Annotated in this window: 15 protein-coding genes, 1 tRNA gene and 1 riboswitch; of the genes, 4 read left to right on the forward strand and 12 right to left on the reverse strand. The window is 71.0% G+C overall.

Going from position 1 to position 13,836, the window contains the following annotated elements:
- Window positions 1–33 precede the first annotated feature (33 nt).
- The 3 genes from ASE95_RS09295 to ASE95_RS09305 are packed head-to-tail and all read left to right on the forward strand — an operon-like array spanning window position 34 to window position 3,396.
- The gene (locus ASE95_RS09295; RefSeq protein ID WP_056634854.1) at window positions 34–1,050 is read left to right on the forward strand and encodes an aminotransferase class I/II-fold pyridoxal phosphate-dependent enzyme; all 1,017 of its coding nucleotides are present in this window, start codon (window positions 34–36) and stop codon (window positions 1,048–1,050) included.
- The gene (cbiB, locus tag ASE95_RS09300; protein WP_056636100.1) at window positions 1,043–1,966 is read left to right on the forward strand and encodes an adenosylcobinamide-phosphate synthase CbiB; all 924 of its coding nucleotides are present in this window, start codon (window positions 1,043–1,045) and stop codon (window positions 1,964–1,966) included. Before ASE95_RS09295 ends, cbiB begins: the two co-directional genes overlap by 8 nt.
- Window positions 1,954–3,396, forward strand: a complete 1,443-nt coding sequence (locus ASE95_RS09305) for a cobyric acid synthase (protein ID WP_056634857.1) — start codon at window positions 1,954–1,956, stop codon at window positions 3,394–3,396. The genes cbiB and ASE95_RS09305 overlap by 13 nt, the downstream gene beginning before the upstream one ends.
- 3 nt (window positions 3,397–3,399) lie before the next feature.
- On the opposite strand, the gene ASE95_RS09310 is transcribed toward ASE95_RS09305, so the two are convergent.
- From ASE95_RS09310 to ASE95_RS09345, 8 genes are all read right to left on the reverse strand, one after another.
- Window positions 3,400–4,104, reverse strand: a complete 705-nt coding sequence (locus tag ASE95_RS09310; protein ID WP_056634860.1) for an adenosylcobinamide-GDP ribazoletransferase — start codon at window positions 4,102–4,104, stop codon at window positions 3,400–3,402.
- On the reverse strand, window positions 4,101–4,649 hold the full coding sequence (locus ASE95_RS09315) for a histidine phosphatase family protein (protein WP_327196710.1): 549 nt from the start codon (window positions 4,647–4,649) through the stop codon (window positions 4,101–4,103). The genes ASE95_RS09310 and ASE95_RS09315 overlap by 4 nt, the downstream gene beginning before the upstream one ends.
- Before the next feature lie 229 nt (window positions 4,650–4,878).
- A complete protein-coding gene (gene cobT, locus ASE95_RS09320) occupies window positions 4,879–5,889 on the reverse strand; it encodes a nicotinate-nucleotide--dimethylbenzimidazole phosphoribosyltransferase (protein ID WP_056634863.1) in 1,011 nt (336 codons plus the stop codon).
- Between the two features lie 226 nt (window positions 5,890–6,115).
- Window positions 6,116–8,068: a TonB-dependent receptor plug domain-containing protein gene (locus ASE95_RS09325; protein ID WP_056636105.1), complete on the reverse strand. Its 1,953-nt coding sequence runs from the start codon at window positions 8,066–8,068 to the stop codon at window positions 6,116–6,118.
- 192 nt (window positions 8,069–8,260) lie between these two features.
- Window positions 8,261–8,419: riboswitch (cobalamin riboswitch) on the reverse strand.
- 58 nt (window positions 8,420–8,477) lie between these two features.
- The gene (gene cobO, locus ASE95_RS09330) at window positions 8,478–9,083 is read right to left on the reverse strand and encodes a cob(I)yrinic acid a,c-diamide adenosyltransferase (RefSeq protein WP_056636108.1); all 606 of its coding nucleotides are present in this window, start codon (window positions 9,081–9,083) and stop codon (window positions 8,478–8,480) included.
- Window positions 9,084–9,105: 22 nt separating this feature from the next.
- The gene (locus ASE95_RS09335) at window positions 9,106–9,507 is read right to left on the reverse strand and encodes a hypothetical protein (RefSeq protein WP_056634867.1); all 402 of its coding nucleotides are present in this window, start codon (window positions 9,505–9,507) and stop codon (window positions 9,106–9,108) included.
- A gap of 60 nt (window positions 9,508–9,567) precedes the next feature.
- On the reverse strand, window positions 9,568–10,008 hold the full coding sequence (gene msrB, locus ASE95_RS09340) for a peptide-methionine (R)-S-oxide reductase MsrB (protein ID WP_056634870.1): 441 nt from the start codon (window positions 10,006–10,008) through the stop codon (window positions 9,568–9,570).
- 257 nt (window positions 10,009–10,265) lie between these two features.
- Window positions 10,266–10,342 (reverse strand) — tRNA-Arg (locus ASE95_RS09345).
- Between the two features lie 57 nt (window positions 10,343–10,399).
- On the opposite strand from ASE95_RS09345, the gene ASE95_RS09350 reads away from it, so the two are divergent.
- Window positions 10,400–11,143 (forward strand): queuosine precursor transporter, encoded by a 744-nt coding sequence (locus tag ASE95_RS09350; RefSeq protein WP_056634872.1) that lies wholly within the window; start codon window positions 10,400–10,402, stop codon window positions 11,141–11,143.
- A gap of 34 nt (window positions 11,144–11,177) precedes the next feature.
- On the opposite strand, the gene purQ is transcribed toward ASE95_RS09350, so the two are convergent.
- The 4 genes from purQ to ASE95_RS09370 form a co-directional block, all read right to left on the reverse strand.
- Window positions 11,178–11,846 (reverse strand): phosphoribosylformylglycinamidine synthase subunit PurQ, encoded by a 669-nt coding sequence (gene purQ / locus ASE95_RS09355; RefSeq protein ID WP_056634875.1) that lies wholly within the window; start codon window positions 11,844–11,846, stop codon window positions 11,178–11,180.
- Complete coding sequence (purS, locus tag ASE95_RS09360; protein WP_056634878.1) at window positions 11,843–12,073, reverse strand: phosphoribosylformylglycinamidine synthase subunit PurS; 231 nt, start codon at window positions 12,071–12,073, stop codon at window positions 11,843–11,845. The genes purQ and purS overlap by 4 nt, the downstream gene beginning before the upstream one ends.
- Before the next feature lie 45 nt (window positions 12,074–12,118).
- On the reverse strand, window positions 12,119–12,898 hold the full coding sequence (purC, locus tag ASE95_RS09365) for a phosphoribosylaminoimidazolesuccinocarboxamide synthase (protein ID WP_056634881.1): 780 nt from the start codon (window positions 12,896–12,898) through the stop codon (window positions 12,119–12,121).
- Between the two features lie 100 nt (window positions 12,899–12,998).
- Window positions 12,999–13,826: a DUF4349 domain-containing protein gene (locus ASE95_RS09370; protein WP_056634884.1), complete on the reverse strand. Its 828-nt coding sequence runs from the start codon at window positions 13,824–13,826 to the stop codon at window positions 12,999–13,001.
- Window positions 13,827–13,836 lie beyond the last annotated feature (10 nt).

Below are 13,836 nucleotides of genomic sequence, written 5' to 3' on the forward strand. Positions count from 1 at the left end.
TCTTGCCCCTTGCCTGCCAGCGCGCGAACGCTGATGGAGGGTGCCGTCCGCCAAGTCGAGGCTCGATACACGTTGCGCGACCTGACCTTCCACGGGGGTCGCCTGGAAGAGGCGGCACGCCTGTTCCCCGCCGCGCCACGGCCATGGCTGGACCTGTCCACCGGAATCAATCCGCATCCGTGGCAGCCGCTGGTGCCGCTGGCGATCGATCAGTGTCGCCTGCCGTCGGAGGACGGGCTGGCGGCGTTGCTGGCGGCGGCGGGAGCGGCTTTCGGCTTTGGCGGCGCGCTGGCGGCGACGCCCGGGAGCGAAGTGGCGCTGCGATTGCTTGCGACGGCCGGGTTGCCGCCGCCGTGGTATGTCGTAACCCCCTGTTACCGCACGCATCGTGACGCGCTGCCCGGTGCAGCCATGATCGCGCCGGAAGAGATCGAGGCGGTGACGCAGGGTACACTGTTGCTGGCGAACCCCAACAACCCTGACGGGCGGATGCTGGCGCCGGCACGATTGCTGGAGGTGGCGCGGCGGCTGGCGGCATGCGGCGGGGTGTTGGTGATCGACGAGGCGTTCGCCGATGCGATGCCGGACGCAAGCGTGATGCCGCTGCTGACGGACGATGACGGCGTCGTGGTGCTGCGCTCGTTCGGCAAGTTCTACGGGCTGGCCGGGGTGCGGCTGGGGTTCGTCGCCGGGCTGGGCGCGGTGGTGGAGCGGGTCGCGGCGTGGCTGGGCAGCTGGCCGGTCTCGGCGACCGCTCTTGCGTATGGCGTTGCGGCATATCGCGATATCGAAGCGGCGGCGGCGATGCGCGGGCGGTTGGCCGAGGAGGCGGTCGCGATGGATGCGCTGCTCGCGCGGCATGGATTGGTCGCGCGCGGGGCGTGCCCGCTGTTCCGGCTGGTGGAGGATGATCGCGCGCCGGCCGTTTTCGCGCGGCTTGCGCGGGCGGGCATTCTGACGCGGCCGTTCGAAGAGGATGCGCGCAGGCTGCGGCTGGGCTTGCCCGCGGGCGGGTTTGCGCGACTGGCGGCGGCGCTGGCGGGTGACTGAGCCGGTGGCGCTCGCCGCGCTGGCAATCGAGGCGGCGGTCGGGTGGCCGGGGTGGCTCTATGCCCGGATCGGGCATCCGGTCGGCGGGATCGCGCGGGTGATCGGGTGGTGCGAGAGGCGGTGGAACCGGCCCGATCTGCCGCGGCAAGTACTTGGGATAGCGACGACTTTGCTGGCCGTCACCATGACGGCCGGGCTGGCGGCCCTGGCGGAGCGGGGAGTGCGGGCGCTGGGGCTCGGCTGGGCGGGGGTGGCGGTGCTGGCGTGGCCGGCGCTGGCGCAGCGGAGCCTGTACGATCACGTCCGTCCGGTGGTGCTGGCGCTGGAGCGCGGCGACCTGCCGGCGGCGCGGCGTGCGGTGGGGATGATCGTCGGCCGTGACACCGCGACTCTGGACGAAGCGGGGGTGGGGCGCGCGGCGATCGAGAGCCTGGCGGAAAGCTTCTGCGACGGAGTTGTGGCGCCGCTATTCTGGTTGCTGGTCGGCGGATTACCAGGCGTCTGGGCGTATAAGGCCATCAATACAGGCGATAGTTTGATCGGCCACCGCGAGGAGCGCTGGCGCGCATTCGGCTGGGCGACGGCGCGGATCGACGATGTCGCGAACCTGATCCCGGCGCGGATCGGGGCGATCCTGCTGTGCATCGCGGGCGGCGGCGGGTGGCGGGTGATGTGGCGCGACGCACGGCGACACGCCTCCCCCAACGCCGGCTGGACCGAGGCGGCGATGGCCGGGGCGCTGGGCGTGCGGCTGGCCGGACCGGTCGTTTATGACGGTATCTTGTCGGACAAGCAGTGGATCGGCGACGGACGCGCGGCGGTCACCACCACCGACCTGCGTCGGGCGCTGCGCGTATTTGTCAGGGCGTGCGTGCTGCTGTGGATCGTGACGGGGGTGATCGCATGGGCGCGCTGATGCTGCAGGGAACCGGATCGGACGTGGGCAAGTCGGTGCTGGTCGCCGGTCTGTGCCGCGCATTGGCCAATCGCGGCGTGACGGTGCGCCCGTTCAAGCCGCAGAACATGTCCACCAATGCCGCCGTCACCGCCGAGGGCGGGGAGATCGGGCGGGCGCAGGCGACGCAGGCGATCGCCGCGCGGGCCGCGCCGCACGTCGACATGAACCCGGTGCTGCTGAAGCCGCAGGGCGACCGGACCTCGCAGCTGATCGTGCGCGGGCAGATGCGCGGCACGTTGGCGGCAGCGCGGTGGCGTGAAGGTCGCGAGGGGCTGTTGGTAGAGGTGCTGGAGAGTTTCGCCGCGCTGCGGAAGCAGGCCGATATCGTGCTGGTCGAAGGGGCCGGATCGGCCGCCGAGATCAACCTGCGCGCCGGCGACATCGCCAACATGGGGTTCGCGCGCGCAGCGGGCGTGCCGGTGGTGCTGGTCGGTGACATCGATCGCGGCGGGGTGATCGCATCGCTGGTCGGCACCCGTGCGGTGCTGGACGACGGCGATGCGGCGATGATCCGCGGGTTCATCGTCAACCGGTTTCGAGGCGACCCCGCGCTGTTCCACGACGGTTATCGCACGATCGCGGCGCGGACCGGGTGGCGCGGGTTCGGGGTGGTGCCATGGCTGCACGAAGCGGCACGGTTGCCGAGCGAGGATGCGGTGGTGCTGGAACGCCCACGCGCGGGCGTGGCCGGGCGGGTGCTGGTGGCGTGCCCGGTGACGCGGCACATCGCCAATTTCGACGACCTCGATCCGCTGCGGCTGGACCCCGGTATCGAGGTGGCGATGATCCCGCCGGGCGCGCCGATCCCGGCCGCGGCGGCGCTGGTCGTGCTGCCGGGGTCCAAGGCGACCATCGCCGATCTGGCGTTCGTGCGCGAACAGGGGTGGGACATCGACCTGATCGCGCATCGGCGACGCGGCGGGGCGGTGCTGGGATTGTGCGGCGGGTATCAGATGCTGGGGCGGACGGTGGCCGATCCGCTGGGACTGGAGGGGCCGGCGGGGCAGGTCGCGGGGCTGGGGTTGCTGGACGTCGATACCGTGCTGGGCGGCGACAAGGCGCTGCGTGAGGTGCGCGGGCACGCGCGCGGCGCGCGGTTCGAGGGGTATGAGATGCATCTGGGCGAAACCGTCGGCCCGGATACGGCGCGGGCGGTGGCGGCGTTCGACGACGGACGCCGCGACGGCGCGACCAGCGCGGACGGGCTGGTGGCGGGCACGTATGTCCACGGGCTGTTCGGGCTGGCGGAGCAGCGCGGTGCGTGGCTGGCGGAGGCGGGGTCGGGGCCGGACCACCATGCGTCGGTCGATGCCGCGCTGGATGCGATCGCCGACGGGCTGGAGCGGCACCTGGATGTCGACGGCTTGCTGGCGCTGGCGCGGTCCTGACCGTCAGGCGCAGGCCAGCACGGCGAGCAGCGCGGTTTCGAGCAGCTCGATCCCCGCGCCATGTGCGTCGCCGTTGACCCCGCCGAGCCGACGCCGGCACCATGCGGCATAAGCGAGGACCAGCAGCGGCGTCGCCAGCAACGCCGGGGCGACGACGCAGGCCGCCGCCAGCACCGCGGCCCAGCCCGCGATGTCGCGCGGGCGTGCCGCGGTCGCGACCTGCGCCCCCAGCCCCGTGCCGAGCGGCGCAATCCAGCGCGCCCAGCAGAGCGGCGCGATGCGCGTGGCGAACGGCACCAGCGCCACGCGCCCGTCGCCGGCCAAGGCGTGGAGCAGCACCAGTTTGGCGATCAACTGCAGCGCGATCGTGACGACCGCGAAGCTGCCGGCGTGCGGATCGCGCATCACCGCCAGCAGGCGGGTGCGGTCGCCGTGCGCCGCACCGATACCGTCCGCGACATCGCCCAGCCCGTCGAGGTGCAGCGCGCCGGTGACCGCGACCCAGGCGCCCAGCCCGGCGAGCGCGGTGATCCACGGATCGTGCGATGCGATCGACGCCGCCCACATCGCGCCTGCGACGATCGCGCCGACGACCATGCCGACCAGCGGATAGCAACGGATCGCGGCGGCGACGTCGCCCGGCGTGCCGGAGACGTGCGGCACCGGCAGCCGCGTAAGAAAGCCGAAGGCGAGCCACAAACGGATCATGCGGCAAGCCGGACGATCTGCGCCGCATCGGGCCACAGCCGCAGCGTGATCACGGACGCACAAGGCAGGTCGAAGGCCCATATCTGTCGCGTGTCGAACCCGCACGTCACCGCCAGCGCGGCGCGGATCGCGCCACCATGGGTGACGACCAGCGCCCCATCGTCGAGCGCGGCCAGCGCATCGGCGATGCGTGCGACCAGCACCGACCAGCGTTCGCCGCCGGGCGGGGACGCGGCGTCGGGATCGCGCCAGAAGGCGGCGACCGCATCCGCATCAAGGGTGGCGGGATCGCAGCCGTCCCATGCGCCGAAATCCAGTTCGCGCCAGCGCGCGTCGTGCCGGACCTGTGGTGCGATCGCGGCGGCGCAGGCGCTGGCGCGGACGAGGTCGGAACTGACGACGTGCGTGAAGGCGCATGTGGCGGCGGCCCGCGCGCAGGCGGCGATCCCGTCCGCGGTGGCGGCGACGTCGCGGTGGCCCAGCCAGCGCCCCGGCAGCACGGTCGCGCCGTGACGCATCAGGTGGACGGTGCGCGCGGCGATCATGCGGCTTCCCGGCGAAGCCGATCGCCGGCGGCGATGCCGATGCGTACGGGCGGGGGCGTGCGGCCCGATGCGGCGGCGCGATCACGGGCCGAGGCCGAAGCCGGCGACGGCGATGGTGACGGCGACGGTGAGGGGGCAGGGTGGCGCGGGATCGTCGCGGTAGCGCCCATTCCGTTATGCCGGGCGCTTGCCAGCGCATCGTGGCAAGCGGAGGTGGTATGCGGGGCGATCATGCCTCCGACACGCCGGCCTGATCGAAGGTGGCCATGCCGTTGTGCGCGGCGAGGGCGGCGCGGACGAGCGTGGCGGCGAGCGCCGCGCCGCTCGCTTCCCCGAGCCGCATGTCGAGCGCGAGCAGCGGAGCGAGGCCGAGCCGTGCCAGCAGTCGCGCATGGCCCGGTTCGGCGGAGACGTGGCCGGCGAGGCAATGGTCGACGATCGCGGGCTGCGCGGCGGCGAGCGGGGCGAGCGCGGCACCGGTGATGAAACCGTCGAGCAGCACCGGCACGCGCGCTGCCCGCGCGGCGAGGATCGCGCCGGCGATGGCGGCGATCTCCCGTCCGCCCAGCCGGCGCAGTCGCTCGAACGGGGTGGTGGCGTCGGCGTGGCGGACGAGCGCGGCGTCGACCGCCGCGACCTTCGCCGCGAGCGCATCCCCCGCAACGCCGGTGCCCGGGCCGACCCAGTCCACCGCCGCGCCGCCGTAGCTGGCCGCGCACAGCGCCGCCGCCGGGGTGGTGTTGCCGATCCCCATCTCGCCGGGGACGAACAGGTCCAGGCCGGGCGTGACCGCCGCCGCACCGGCATCGAGCGCGTCGAGGCATTCGGCCGCGCTCATCGCGGGTTCGATGGTGATGTCGCCGGTGGGCCGGGCGAGCGACAGCGGCACGATCGTCAACGACAGGCCGGCGGTGGCGGCGAGCGCGTTGATCGCCGCGCCGCCGACTTGGAAATTGGCGACCATCTGCGCGGTAACGGCGGGGGGAAAGGCGCTGACCCCGCGCGCCGCGACGCCGTGATTGCCGGCGAAGATCGCCACGCGCCCGGTGTCGAAACGCGGCCGGGCGTTGCCCTGCCAGGCGGCCATGAACAGCGCGATGTCCTCCAGCCGGCCGAGTGAGCCGGGCGGCTTGGTGAGGCGCGCCTGCCGTGCCGACGCCGCCGCGCGGGCGGCGGCGTCGGCGCGCGGCAGCGCGGCGAGCGCGGCGTCGAAGGCGGCGACCGACGTGAAGCGCGTCATGTCGTCGCTTTCGCAGGTGCGGACCGGCGGGTGGATCTGCGCTCCTCCGCCGCCCCGCTGGTCGGTCCGGTGTCGGGGTCGGGAAGGTGGCGCATCAGGTCGTGGTCCCGGTTCTCAGGAGTGAGATGGGCGGGCACATAGCCGATCCGGCCGCGCGTGCGCAGTCGCGACGTGCGATGCCGGAGCACGGCGAACCGTGGCCGCCGCGACCGCGATCGGCGGCGCGTCAGAACCGGCCGCGCACGCCGGCGTAGACGCTGCGCCCCAGCGCACCGTAGCGGGCGATCGTCTCATAGCGTTCGTCGAACAGGTTCTCGACCCGCGCGAACAGCCGTACCTGCGGCGACAGCGGCAGCTCGCCGCGCAGATCGACCAGCGTGTAGCCGTCGAGCCGGGTGCGATTGGCGGCGTCGTCGAACGATGCACCCGCCCAGCGCGCGGCGATGCCGAGCGATCCGGCCTCGGCAAAGCTGTAGGTCGCGGAAAGGTTGGCGGTGTCGCGCGGACGGCGGGGCAACCAGTTTCCGAAAGTGGTGCCGGCGGAGCGATCCTCCGACAGCGTCCAGCTGTAATTGCCGGCGAGCGACAGGTGCGCGCCGATCTGCGCACGCGCGACCGCCTCGACCCCGCGCGCGAAGGCGCGGGCGACGTTCTGGTAATAGCCGAAGCGCTGATCGGTGGTGGAACCCGGCACCAGGCAGAGCGGATCGGTGCCGCCGAACGTGCAGCCGGTGTAGACGATCTGGTCGCGGGTGCGGCGCTGGAAATAGGTGCCGCCGATCGCGAGGCGGTCGCCCATGACGCGTTGTTCGACGCCGGCTTCCCAGCCGCTCGCCTGTTCGGGGGCGAGTGCGCGGTTCCCGTATTCGGAGAACAACTGGTACAGGGTCGGCGCCTTGAAGCCCTCGCTATAGCTGGCGCGCAGCATCGTGCCGGTAGGCAGCAGCCAGTTCGCGCCGCCTGCGAACAGCGTCTGCGCGCCGAAGCGGCTGTGATCGTCGTGGCGCACCCCGCCGTTCAGGGTCAGCCCGCCGAACGGCTGAAGCGCGAGCTGGCCGTAGATGCTGGTCAGTTCGGCGCGGCCGCGTGCGGGATCGCCCAGCGCGAACGGCGGCGCGAAATCGGAGGAGGCGGTGGTGAAGCGACTGACCTCGTTCTCGACGCCGAACACAGCATCGACCCCGCGCACGATCGCCAGCGTGCCCTGATATTCGAGGCGGTGGTTGCGCCCCACCGCATCGAAGGTGCGGGGCTGCGACGGGCGCGACGGGTCTTCGTTGGTGCGATCGGTGTCCGTGTAGCCATAGCCGAAGCGGTTGCGCAGCCGGGCGTCGAACAGGTCGATGTTGATGCCTGCGTAACCGACGAACTCGCGGTTGCGGCCATATTCGGGCGTGTCGCCGCCGAACCCGTCGAAATCGCTGCGATTGTCCGCATAATGGCCGCGCAGGTCGGCGCTGACGCCCGGCCCGAGCGTCACGACCGCGCGACCCTGTACGTTGCGGTTCGAGAAACCGTCGCGCTCGGTCCCAGCCGCCAGCGCGGAAATGCCCTGCGTGGTGAAGGTCTGCGCGCCGATGCGCCATGCCAGCGGCCCGGTGGTACCGCCCAGCGCGGCGCGGGCGCTGACCATTTCGCGCGCGCCGCCCTCCAGATCGAGGCTGCCCTCGAGCGCGGCGGTGGGCAGCGGGGTGACGATGTTGACGACGCCGCCGATCGCCTGGCTGCCCCACAGGATCGACTGCGGCCCGCGCAGCACCTCGATCCGGGTGGCGTCGCCGACCAGCAGGTTGGCGAAATTGTAGCCGCCGCCGGGGGAGGAGGGGTCGTTGATCTTCACGCCGTCGATGACGACGACGGTCTGGTCCGCCTCCGCGCCACGGATGCGCAGCGACGTGGTGGTGCCGTAGCCGCCGTTGCGCGACAGCGATACGCCGGGCGTGCGCAGCAGCAGATCGCCGACCGACAGATCCTGTGCACGGTCGATCGCGGCCTTGTCCAGCACGGTGACTGCGGCGGTGACGCGATCCGCGCCGACCGGCGCACGGTTGGCCGAAACGACGATGTCGTCGCCGTCGGCCGGGGCGGCGACGTCGGGGCGGGGCGCCCGGGCGGGTTCCTGCGCGAACGCGACGGCGGGGCAGAGCAGCAGCGGGAGGATGGCGATGCGAAGCGACATGGCGGAGCGACCTTTTGACGACATGAGGCCGCGCCGGCCGCCGCGCGCGACGATCGCGGCCAGCGGCCCGATCCACGCGTCGTCGACCGCCGCGGCGGTGACATCGTCACGCTGGGCCCGACCGCCGGGTTCGCCCGATGCGATCTTCCCGTCCGACCGGCGCACCCTGCCCGAGCGGAGGACGACATGCGGCAGGCAGGTCTCCTGGCTAGCGGGTCGTCGCCGGACCGCGCCGCCTTCTCGATCCGGCGACCGGATCAATGGCATGAGGCGCGCTGGCTCGCCGCTTACAGTTGCAGGGGCAGCCGGGGTTCACCCGTTCCCTTTTGATCCCCGGTGAAGGGGAACCTGTCGCGGCGCGCGCCCTAACCGCGCGACGCGCGCGGGTCAATCGGCGGCGGAACCGCGATCAGAACTCGACGCCGGCCTGCGCCTTCACGCCGTCGCGGAACGGATGCTTCACCTGCGTCATCTCGGTGACCAGGTCGGCGGCCTCGATCAGCGCATCGGGGGCGTTGCGGCCGGTGATGACCAGATGCTTCATCGGCGCGCGCGCGGTCGCCACCGCCACGACCTCGTCCACGGGCAGATAATCGTAGCGCAGGACGATGTTCAGCTCGTCGGCGATCACCATCGCGATCGCCGGGTCGGCGAGCATCCGCTGCACCTCGTCCCACGCGGCGCGCGCCGCCGCAACGTCGCGCGCGCGGTCCTGCGTGTCCCAGGTGAAGCCCTCACCCATGGCGCGAAACTCGATCAGATCGGGAAAGGCATCGAAGATCGCCTTCTCACCGGTGGTCATCGCGCCCTTCACGAACTGCACGACGCCGACCTTCATGCCGTGCCCCATCGCGCGCACCGCCATGCCGAAGGCGGCGGTCGACTTGCCCTTGCCCGCGCCGGTGTGAACGATCAGCAGGCCGCGTTCGACCGTCTTGCTTTCCATCATAGTACGGCGCGCGGCCTGCACGCGGCGCATTTTCTCGTTGTGGCGCTGGTCGCGATCGTCGGTCATGCCGCCGTGCATAGCGACGCGATCACGCCCCGGCCAGCGCGGCTTCCACCTCCGCCACGCTGATCCCGAACACGCTGGCCAGCGCCTCCGGCGAGGCGCCGCGCGCCGCCAGCGTGCGGATGCGCGTCGGGTCACGGTCGGTGGCGTAATGGCGGGTATCGCGCTCCACCGGCTTTTCGCCGGTCCGCGCAAGCGACCCGGTGCTGCGGCGGCGCGGGCGAGCCTCACGTTCGTCGACCAGCGTGGCGCGACGCTGTTCCTCCTCCTGCCGACGCGCCTCTCGCGCCTCCTCACGACGGCGGCCGGCAGCGTCACGCTCGGCGGCGCGATGTTCGGTGCGGGCGACGGCGGCAGCGACGCGTTCCTGCGCGCGCCGCTCGCGATCCCCTGCGCGCCGTGCAGCGCGGTCGTCCTGGTCGGTCACGTCCGATCACCTTCCCGTCGAAAGCACGGCGTCAAAGCGCTGCGCGCCGGCTACGTCAACTCAGCCGACCTGATCGAGGTAGGTGCCGTATCCCTGCGCTTCCATCTCCTCGCGGGGCACGAAGCGCAGCGCGGCGGAGTTGATGCAATACCGCAAGCCCCCGCGGTCGCGCGGGCCGTCGTTGAACACATGGCCCAGATGGCTGTCCGCCCCGGCGGAGCGCACCTCGATCCTCACCATGCCGTGCGTGTCGTCGTGAAGCTCCTCCACGTGCGCGGCGTCGATCGGCTTGGTGAAGCTGGGCCAGCCGCAATGTGATTCGTATTTGTCGGCAGAGGCGAACAGCGGCTCGCCCGAGACGATGTCGACGTAGATGCCCGCCTGTTTGTTGGCGAGATATTCGCCGGTGCCGGGGCGTTCCGTGCCGCTTTCCTGCGTCACGTAATATTGTTCCGGGGTCAGCCGGGCCAATGCCTCGTCGGTCTTGCGATAGTCGGTCATGACGTCCTTCCTTCGTTTCGGCGGAGCGGTGACGACCTCCAAGCGCAAGTTGGTCACGGGATGCCCGCCAAACCGCTGCTCCGCATGGCATACGCCATCATCGTTCGTGCCGTCAGAGCATTAACGGCTGCGCCCTGCGCGGGTTGCCTGACCGGTGCGAGCGCTTCGCGGGGCGGCCGTTCGGGACGGCGGAGGCGCGGGCGTTCGGCGTGGTGGCTCGTCGTCCACGGGAACAACAGGCGAGATCGACAGGAAAATGGCGCGCCCGGAGGGATTCGAACCCCCGACCAAGGAGGTAGAAGCTCCTTGCTCTATCCATCTGAGCTACGGGCGCCCGGCGCTGCGCCTAGCGCGGATTGCGGGTGGAAGGAATGGGGGGCATGATCCCGGCATGAGGGAAAGGACCGGCATAACGCGGTTGGCGGCGGACCGGATCGATGGCGGGCGGTTGCGCCATTACGATGTGGTGATGGCGGCGTTCGTCGCGATCCTGTTGCTGTCGAACGTGCTGGGCGCTGGCAAGGTGGCGCAGGTGCGGCTGCCCGGCATCGGCGACTGGCCGTTCGGCGCGGGCATCCTGTTCTTTCCGGTCAGCTATGTCATCGGCGACGTGCTGACCGAGGTCTATGGCTACGCCCGGGCACGGCGGGTGATCTGGGTCGGCTTCGCCGCGACGCTGTTCATGGCGGGGATGGCATGGGTGGTCGTCGCGCTGCCGCCCGCGCCCGACTGGCGCAACCAGGCGGCGTACGAGACGGTGTTCGGGCAGGTGCCGCGGATCGTGTTCGCCAGCATGTGCGCATTCTGGGCCGGGGAGTTCGTCAACTCCTACGTGCTTGCCAGGATGAAGGTGATGACCGAGGGGCGCCACCTGTGGATGCGCACGATCGGATCGACCGTGGCGGGGCAGGCGGTGGACAGCGCGATCTTCTATCCGCTGGCGTTCTGGGGCGCCGCGGGCTGGACGCCGCAGCTGGTGATGGTGGTGCTGTTCACGCAATGGGCGCTGAAGGTCGGCTGGGAAGTGCTGCTGACGCCGCTGACGTATTGGGTGGTCGGCGCGCTGAAACGCGCCGAGGGGCTGGACGTGTACGACCGGGGAACCGATTTTTCCCCGTTCCGCGCCGACCTGTAGCGGGGCGAACAAGGCCGGCCGGCCGGCGGAGCGGTTATGCCCCGACCGTCTCCAGCAGCCCGGTGAACATCCGCCGTCCGTCCATGCCGCCGTGCGCGCCCTCGATGCGGCGTTCGGGGTGCGGCATCATGCCGAGCACGTTGCCGTCGGCGCTGACGATGCCGGCGATCGCACGGGCGCTGCCGTTGACGTCCTCGGCATAGCGGAACGCGACGCGACCTTCGCCTTCCAGCCGGTCGAGCGTATCGGCGTCGGCGACGTAATTGCCGTCGTGATGCGCGACGGGGAAGCTGACCCGTTCCCCCGCGCGATAAGCGCGCGTGAAGGCTGTGGCGGCGTTTTCGACGGTGAGTGCGACATCGCGGCAGACGAAGTTCAGCCCGGCGTTGCGCATCAGCGCGCCCGGCAGCAGCCCGGCCTCGGTCAGGACCTGAAAGCCGTTGCAGACGCCCAGCACCTTCAGCCCGCGTGCGGCCTGTTCGCCGACCGCGCGCATGATCGGCGAGCGTGCCGCCAGCGCGCCGGAGCGCAGATAGTCACCGTAGGAGAAGCCGCCAGGCACCGCCACCACGCCGATGCCGGCGGGCAGTTCGGTGTCGCGGTGCCAGACCATGAGCGGAGCGGTGCCGGTCGCCTGCTCCAGCGCCACCGCGATGTCGCGGTCGCAGTTGGAGCCGGGGAAGACGATGACGGCAGTCTTCACGCGCGCTCGATCCGGTAGTTCTCGATGACGGTGTTGGCGAGCAGCCGGCGGCACATCGCATCGACGTCCGCATCGGTGGTGTCGTCGGCGACGTCGAGCTCGATCAGCTTGCCGACGCGCACGCCGCCGACACCGCCGAAGCCGAGTCCGGCCAGCGCGTGTTCGATCGCCTTGCCCTGGGGGTCGAGGACGCCGGGTTTCAGCGTCACGTGGATGCGCAGTTTCATGGCCGCGCGCTATGCCCCGGCGCGCGCGCCGGGGCAAGCCGGTGGTTACTTCCCGCGGCTCTTGCGATGTTCTTCGAGGTCGAGCACCGCGGTGTCACCGCCCTCGGGCAACAGGCCCAGCCGGCGGGCGACCTCCTGATAGGCCTCGACCTCGCCGCCGAGATCGCGACGGAAGCGATCCTTGTCGAGCTTCTCGTTCGATTCCATGTCCCACAGGCGACAACCGTCCGGGCTGATCTCGTCCGCCAGGATGATGCGGCCGTAGTCGTTGTCCCAGATGCGGCCGAATTCCAGCTTGAAGTCGACCAGCCGGATCCCGACGCCCGCGAAGAGCCCGCTGAGGAAGTCGTTCACGCGAATCGCCAGATCGGCGATGTCGTGCATCTCCTCCTGGCTGGCCCAGCCGAACGCGGCGATATGTTCGTCGGAGATCATCGGATCGCCGAGCGCGTCGTCCTTGTAATAATATTCAAGGATCGTGCGCGGCAGCTTCACGCCCTCCTCGATCCCCAGCCGCTTCGACAGCGAGCCGGCGGCGACGTTGCGGACCACGACCTCGATCGGCACGATCTCGACCTGCCGGATCAATTGTTCGCGCATGTTGAGGCGACGGATGAAGTGCGTCGGCACGCCGATATGGTCGAGCAGCGTGAAGATATGCTCGCTGATACGGTTGTTGAGCACGCCCTTGCCGTTGATCGTGCCCTTTTTCTGGGCATTGAAGGCGGTGGCGTCGTCCTTGAAATACTGGATCAGCGTGCCGGGCTCCGGACCCTCGTAGAGGATCTTCGCCTTGCCTTCGTAGATCTGCCGCCTGCGTGCCATGCTTGCCCCTCGAAAAGAAGCGCCCCGGCGGCGCAGGTTTGCGGACGGCCGGGGCGGGAAATCAGCCGTGGCTATAGGGGAAGGGGGCGGGGGCTGCAAATCACGCGCGTGACCGGCTGGCGCGCCAGCGGCGGAAGCGCCGCCAGCCGAGGACCAGCAGCCAGATCGCCGGGCCGACGATCACCAGCCACGGCGTGGCGGCGATGACGAAGGTGATCGCCGCCGCCGCGCTGACCGCGAACGAATCGCCGCCGTCGCGGAACGCCAGCCGGATCGGCGCCCAGACGCCGCCCGACGGAGTGACGGCATAGGTGATCGTCACCTCCGACATCGCGACGCGGCGTTGCAATTCGGTGCGCAGCGAACGCGCCGCGTCCAGTTCCTGCTGCACCTCGGCATAGGCCTTTTCCGCGGCGACCAGATCGCCGACGCTGCCGCCGCCGTTCTGGACCAGCCTGAGCAGCCGGTCCGACAGCGCCTGTTTGGCGCGCAGCCGGGCATCGACGTCGATGACCTGTCTGGTGACGTCCTCGGCGGTGACGCGGCGCGATTGCAGCGCGCCGCCGGCCTGCGACACGCGCGTGTCCAGCCGCTGTCCGAAGGTGCCGGCGAGGCGGGCGTCGACCAGCAATCGCATGGTGCCTGCATCGTCGCCGCGCGGATTGCGGGTCACGGCGTCCTCCATGACGATGCACCGCTGGCGGGTCAGCTTGCGGCACAGGCCGAGGTGGTCGCGGTGCACCGCATCCAGCGTGCCGGGATCGAGGCGGTAGGCCAGCGCATAGCTATAGGCGATCCGTGGCGAGTCGGCGTCGGCATCGGCGGTGGGTTTCTCGACGTCGAACGTGTTGAGCTTGCCGCTGTTCTGCGCACTGCCGCAGGCGGCGAGCAGCAGGGCGACGCCGAGGATCATCCGCCGTATCATCATGGCCGTCCCT

Source organism: Sphingomonas sp. Leaf231, from assembly GCF_001421995.1.
GTDB lineage: Bacteria > Pseudomonadota > Alphaproteobacteria > Sphingomonadales > Sphingomonadaceae > Sphingomonas.

Coding starts and splice junctions, on each gene's coding strand:
- ASE95_RS09295 (WP_056634854.1), top strand. CDS start 34: ATGGAGGGTGCCGTCCGCCAAGTCGAGGCTCGATACACGTTGCGCGAC.
- ASE95_RS09305 (WP_056634857.1), top strand. CDS start 1,954: ATGGGCGCGCTGATGCTGCAGGGAACCGGATCGGACGTGGGCAAGTCG.
- ASE95_RS09310 (WP_056634860.1), bottom strand. CDS start 4,104: ATGATCCGTTTGTGGCTCGCCTTCGGCTTTCTTACGCGGCTGCCGGTG.
- ASE95_RS09315 (WP_327196710.1), bottom strand. CDS start 4,649: ATGATCGCCGCGCGCACCGTCCACCTGATGCGTCACGGCGCGACCGTG.
- cobT (WP_056634863.1), bottom strand. CDS start 5,889: ATGACGCGCTTCACGTCGGTCGCCGCCTTCGACGCCGCGCTCGCCGCG.
- ASE95_RS09325 (WP_056636105.1), bottom strand. CDS start 8,068: ATGTCGCTTCGCATCGCCATCCTCCCGCTGCTGCTCTGCCCCGCCGTC.
- cobO (WP_056636108.1), bottom strand. CDS start 9,083: ATGACCGACGATCGCGACCAGCGCCACAACGAGAAAATGCGCCGCGTG.
- msrB (WP_056634870.1), bottom strand. CDS start 10,008: ATGACCGACTATCGCAAGACCGACGAGGCATTGGCCCGGCTGACCCCG.
- ASE95_RS09350 (WP_056634872.1), top strand. CDS start 10,400: ATGAGGGAAAGGACCGGCATAACGCGGTTGGCGGCGGACCGGATCGAT.
- purS (WP_056634878.1), bottom strand. CDS start 12,073: ATGAAACTGCGCATCCACGTGACGCTGAAACCCGGCGTCCTCGACCCC.
- purC (WP_056634881.1), bottom strand. CDS start 12,898: ATGGCACGCAGGCGGCAGATCTACGAAGGCAAGGCGAAGATCCTCTAC.
- ASE95_RS09370 (WP_056634884.1), bottom strand. CDS start 13,826: ATGATGATACGGCGGATGATCCTCGGCGTCGCCCTGCTGCTCGCCGCC.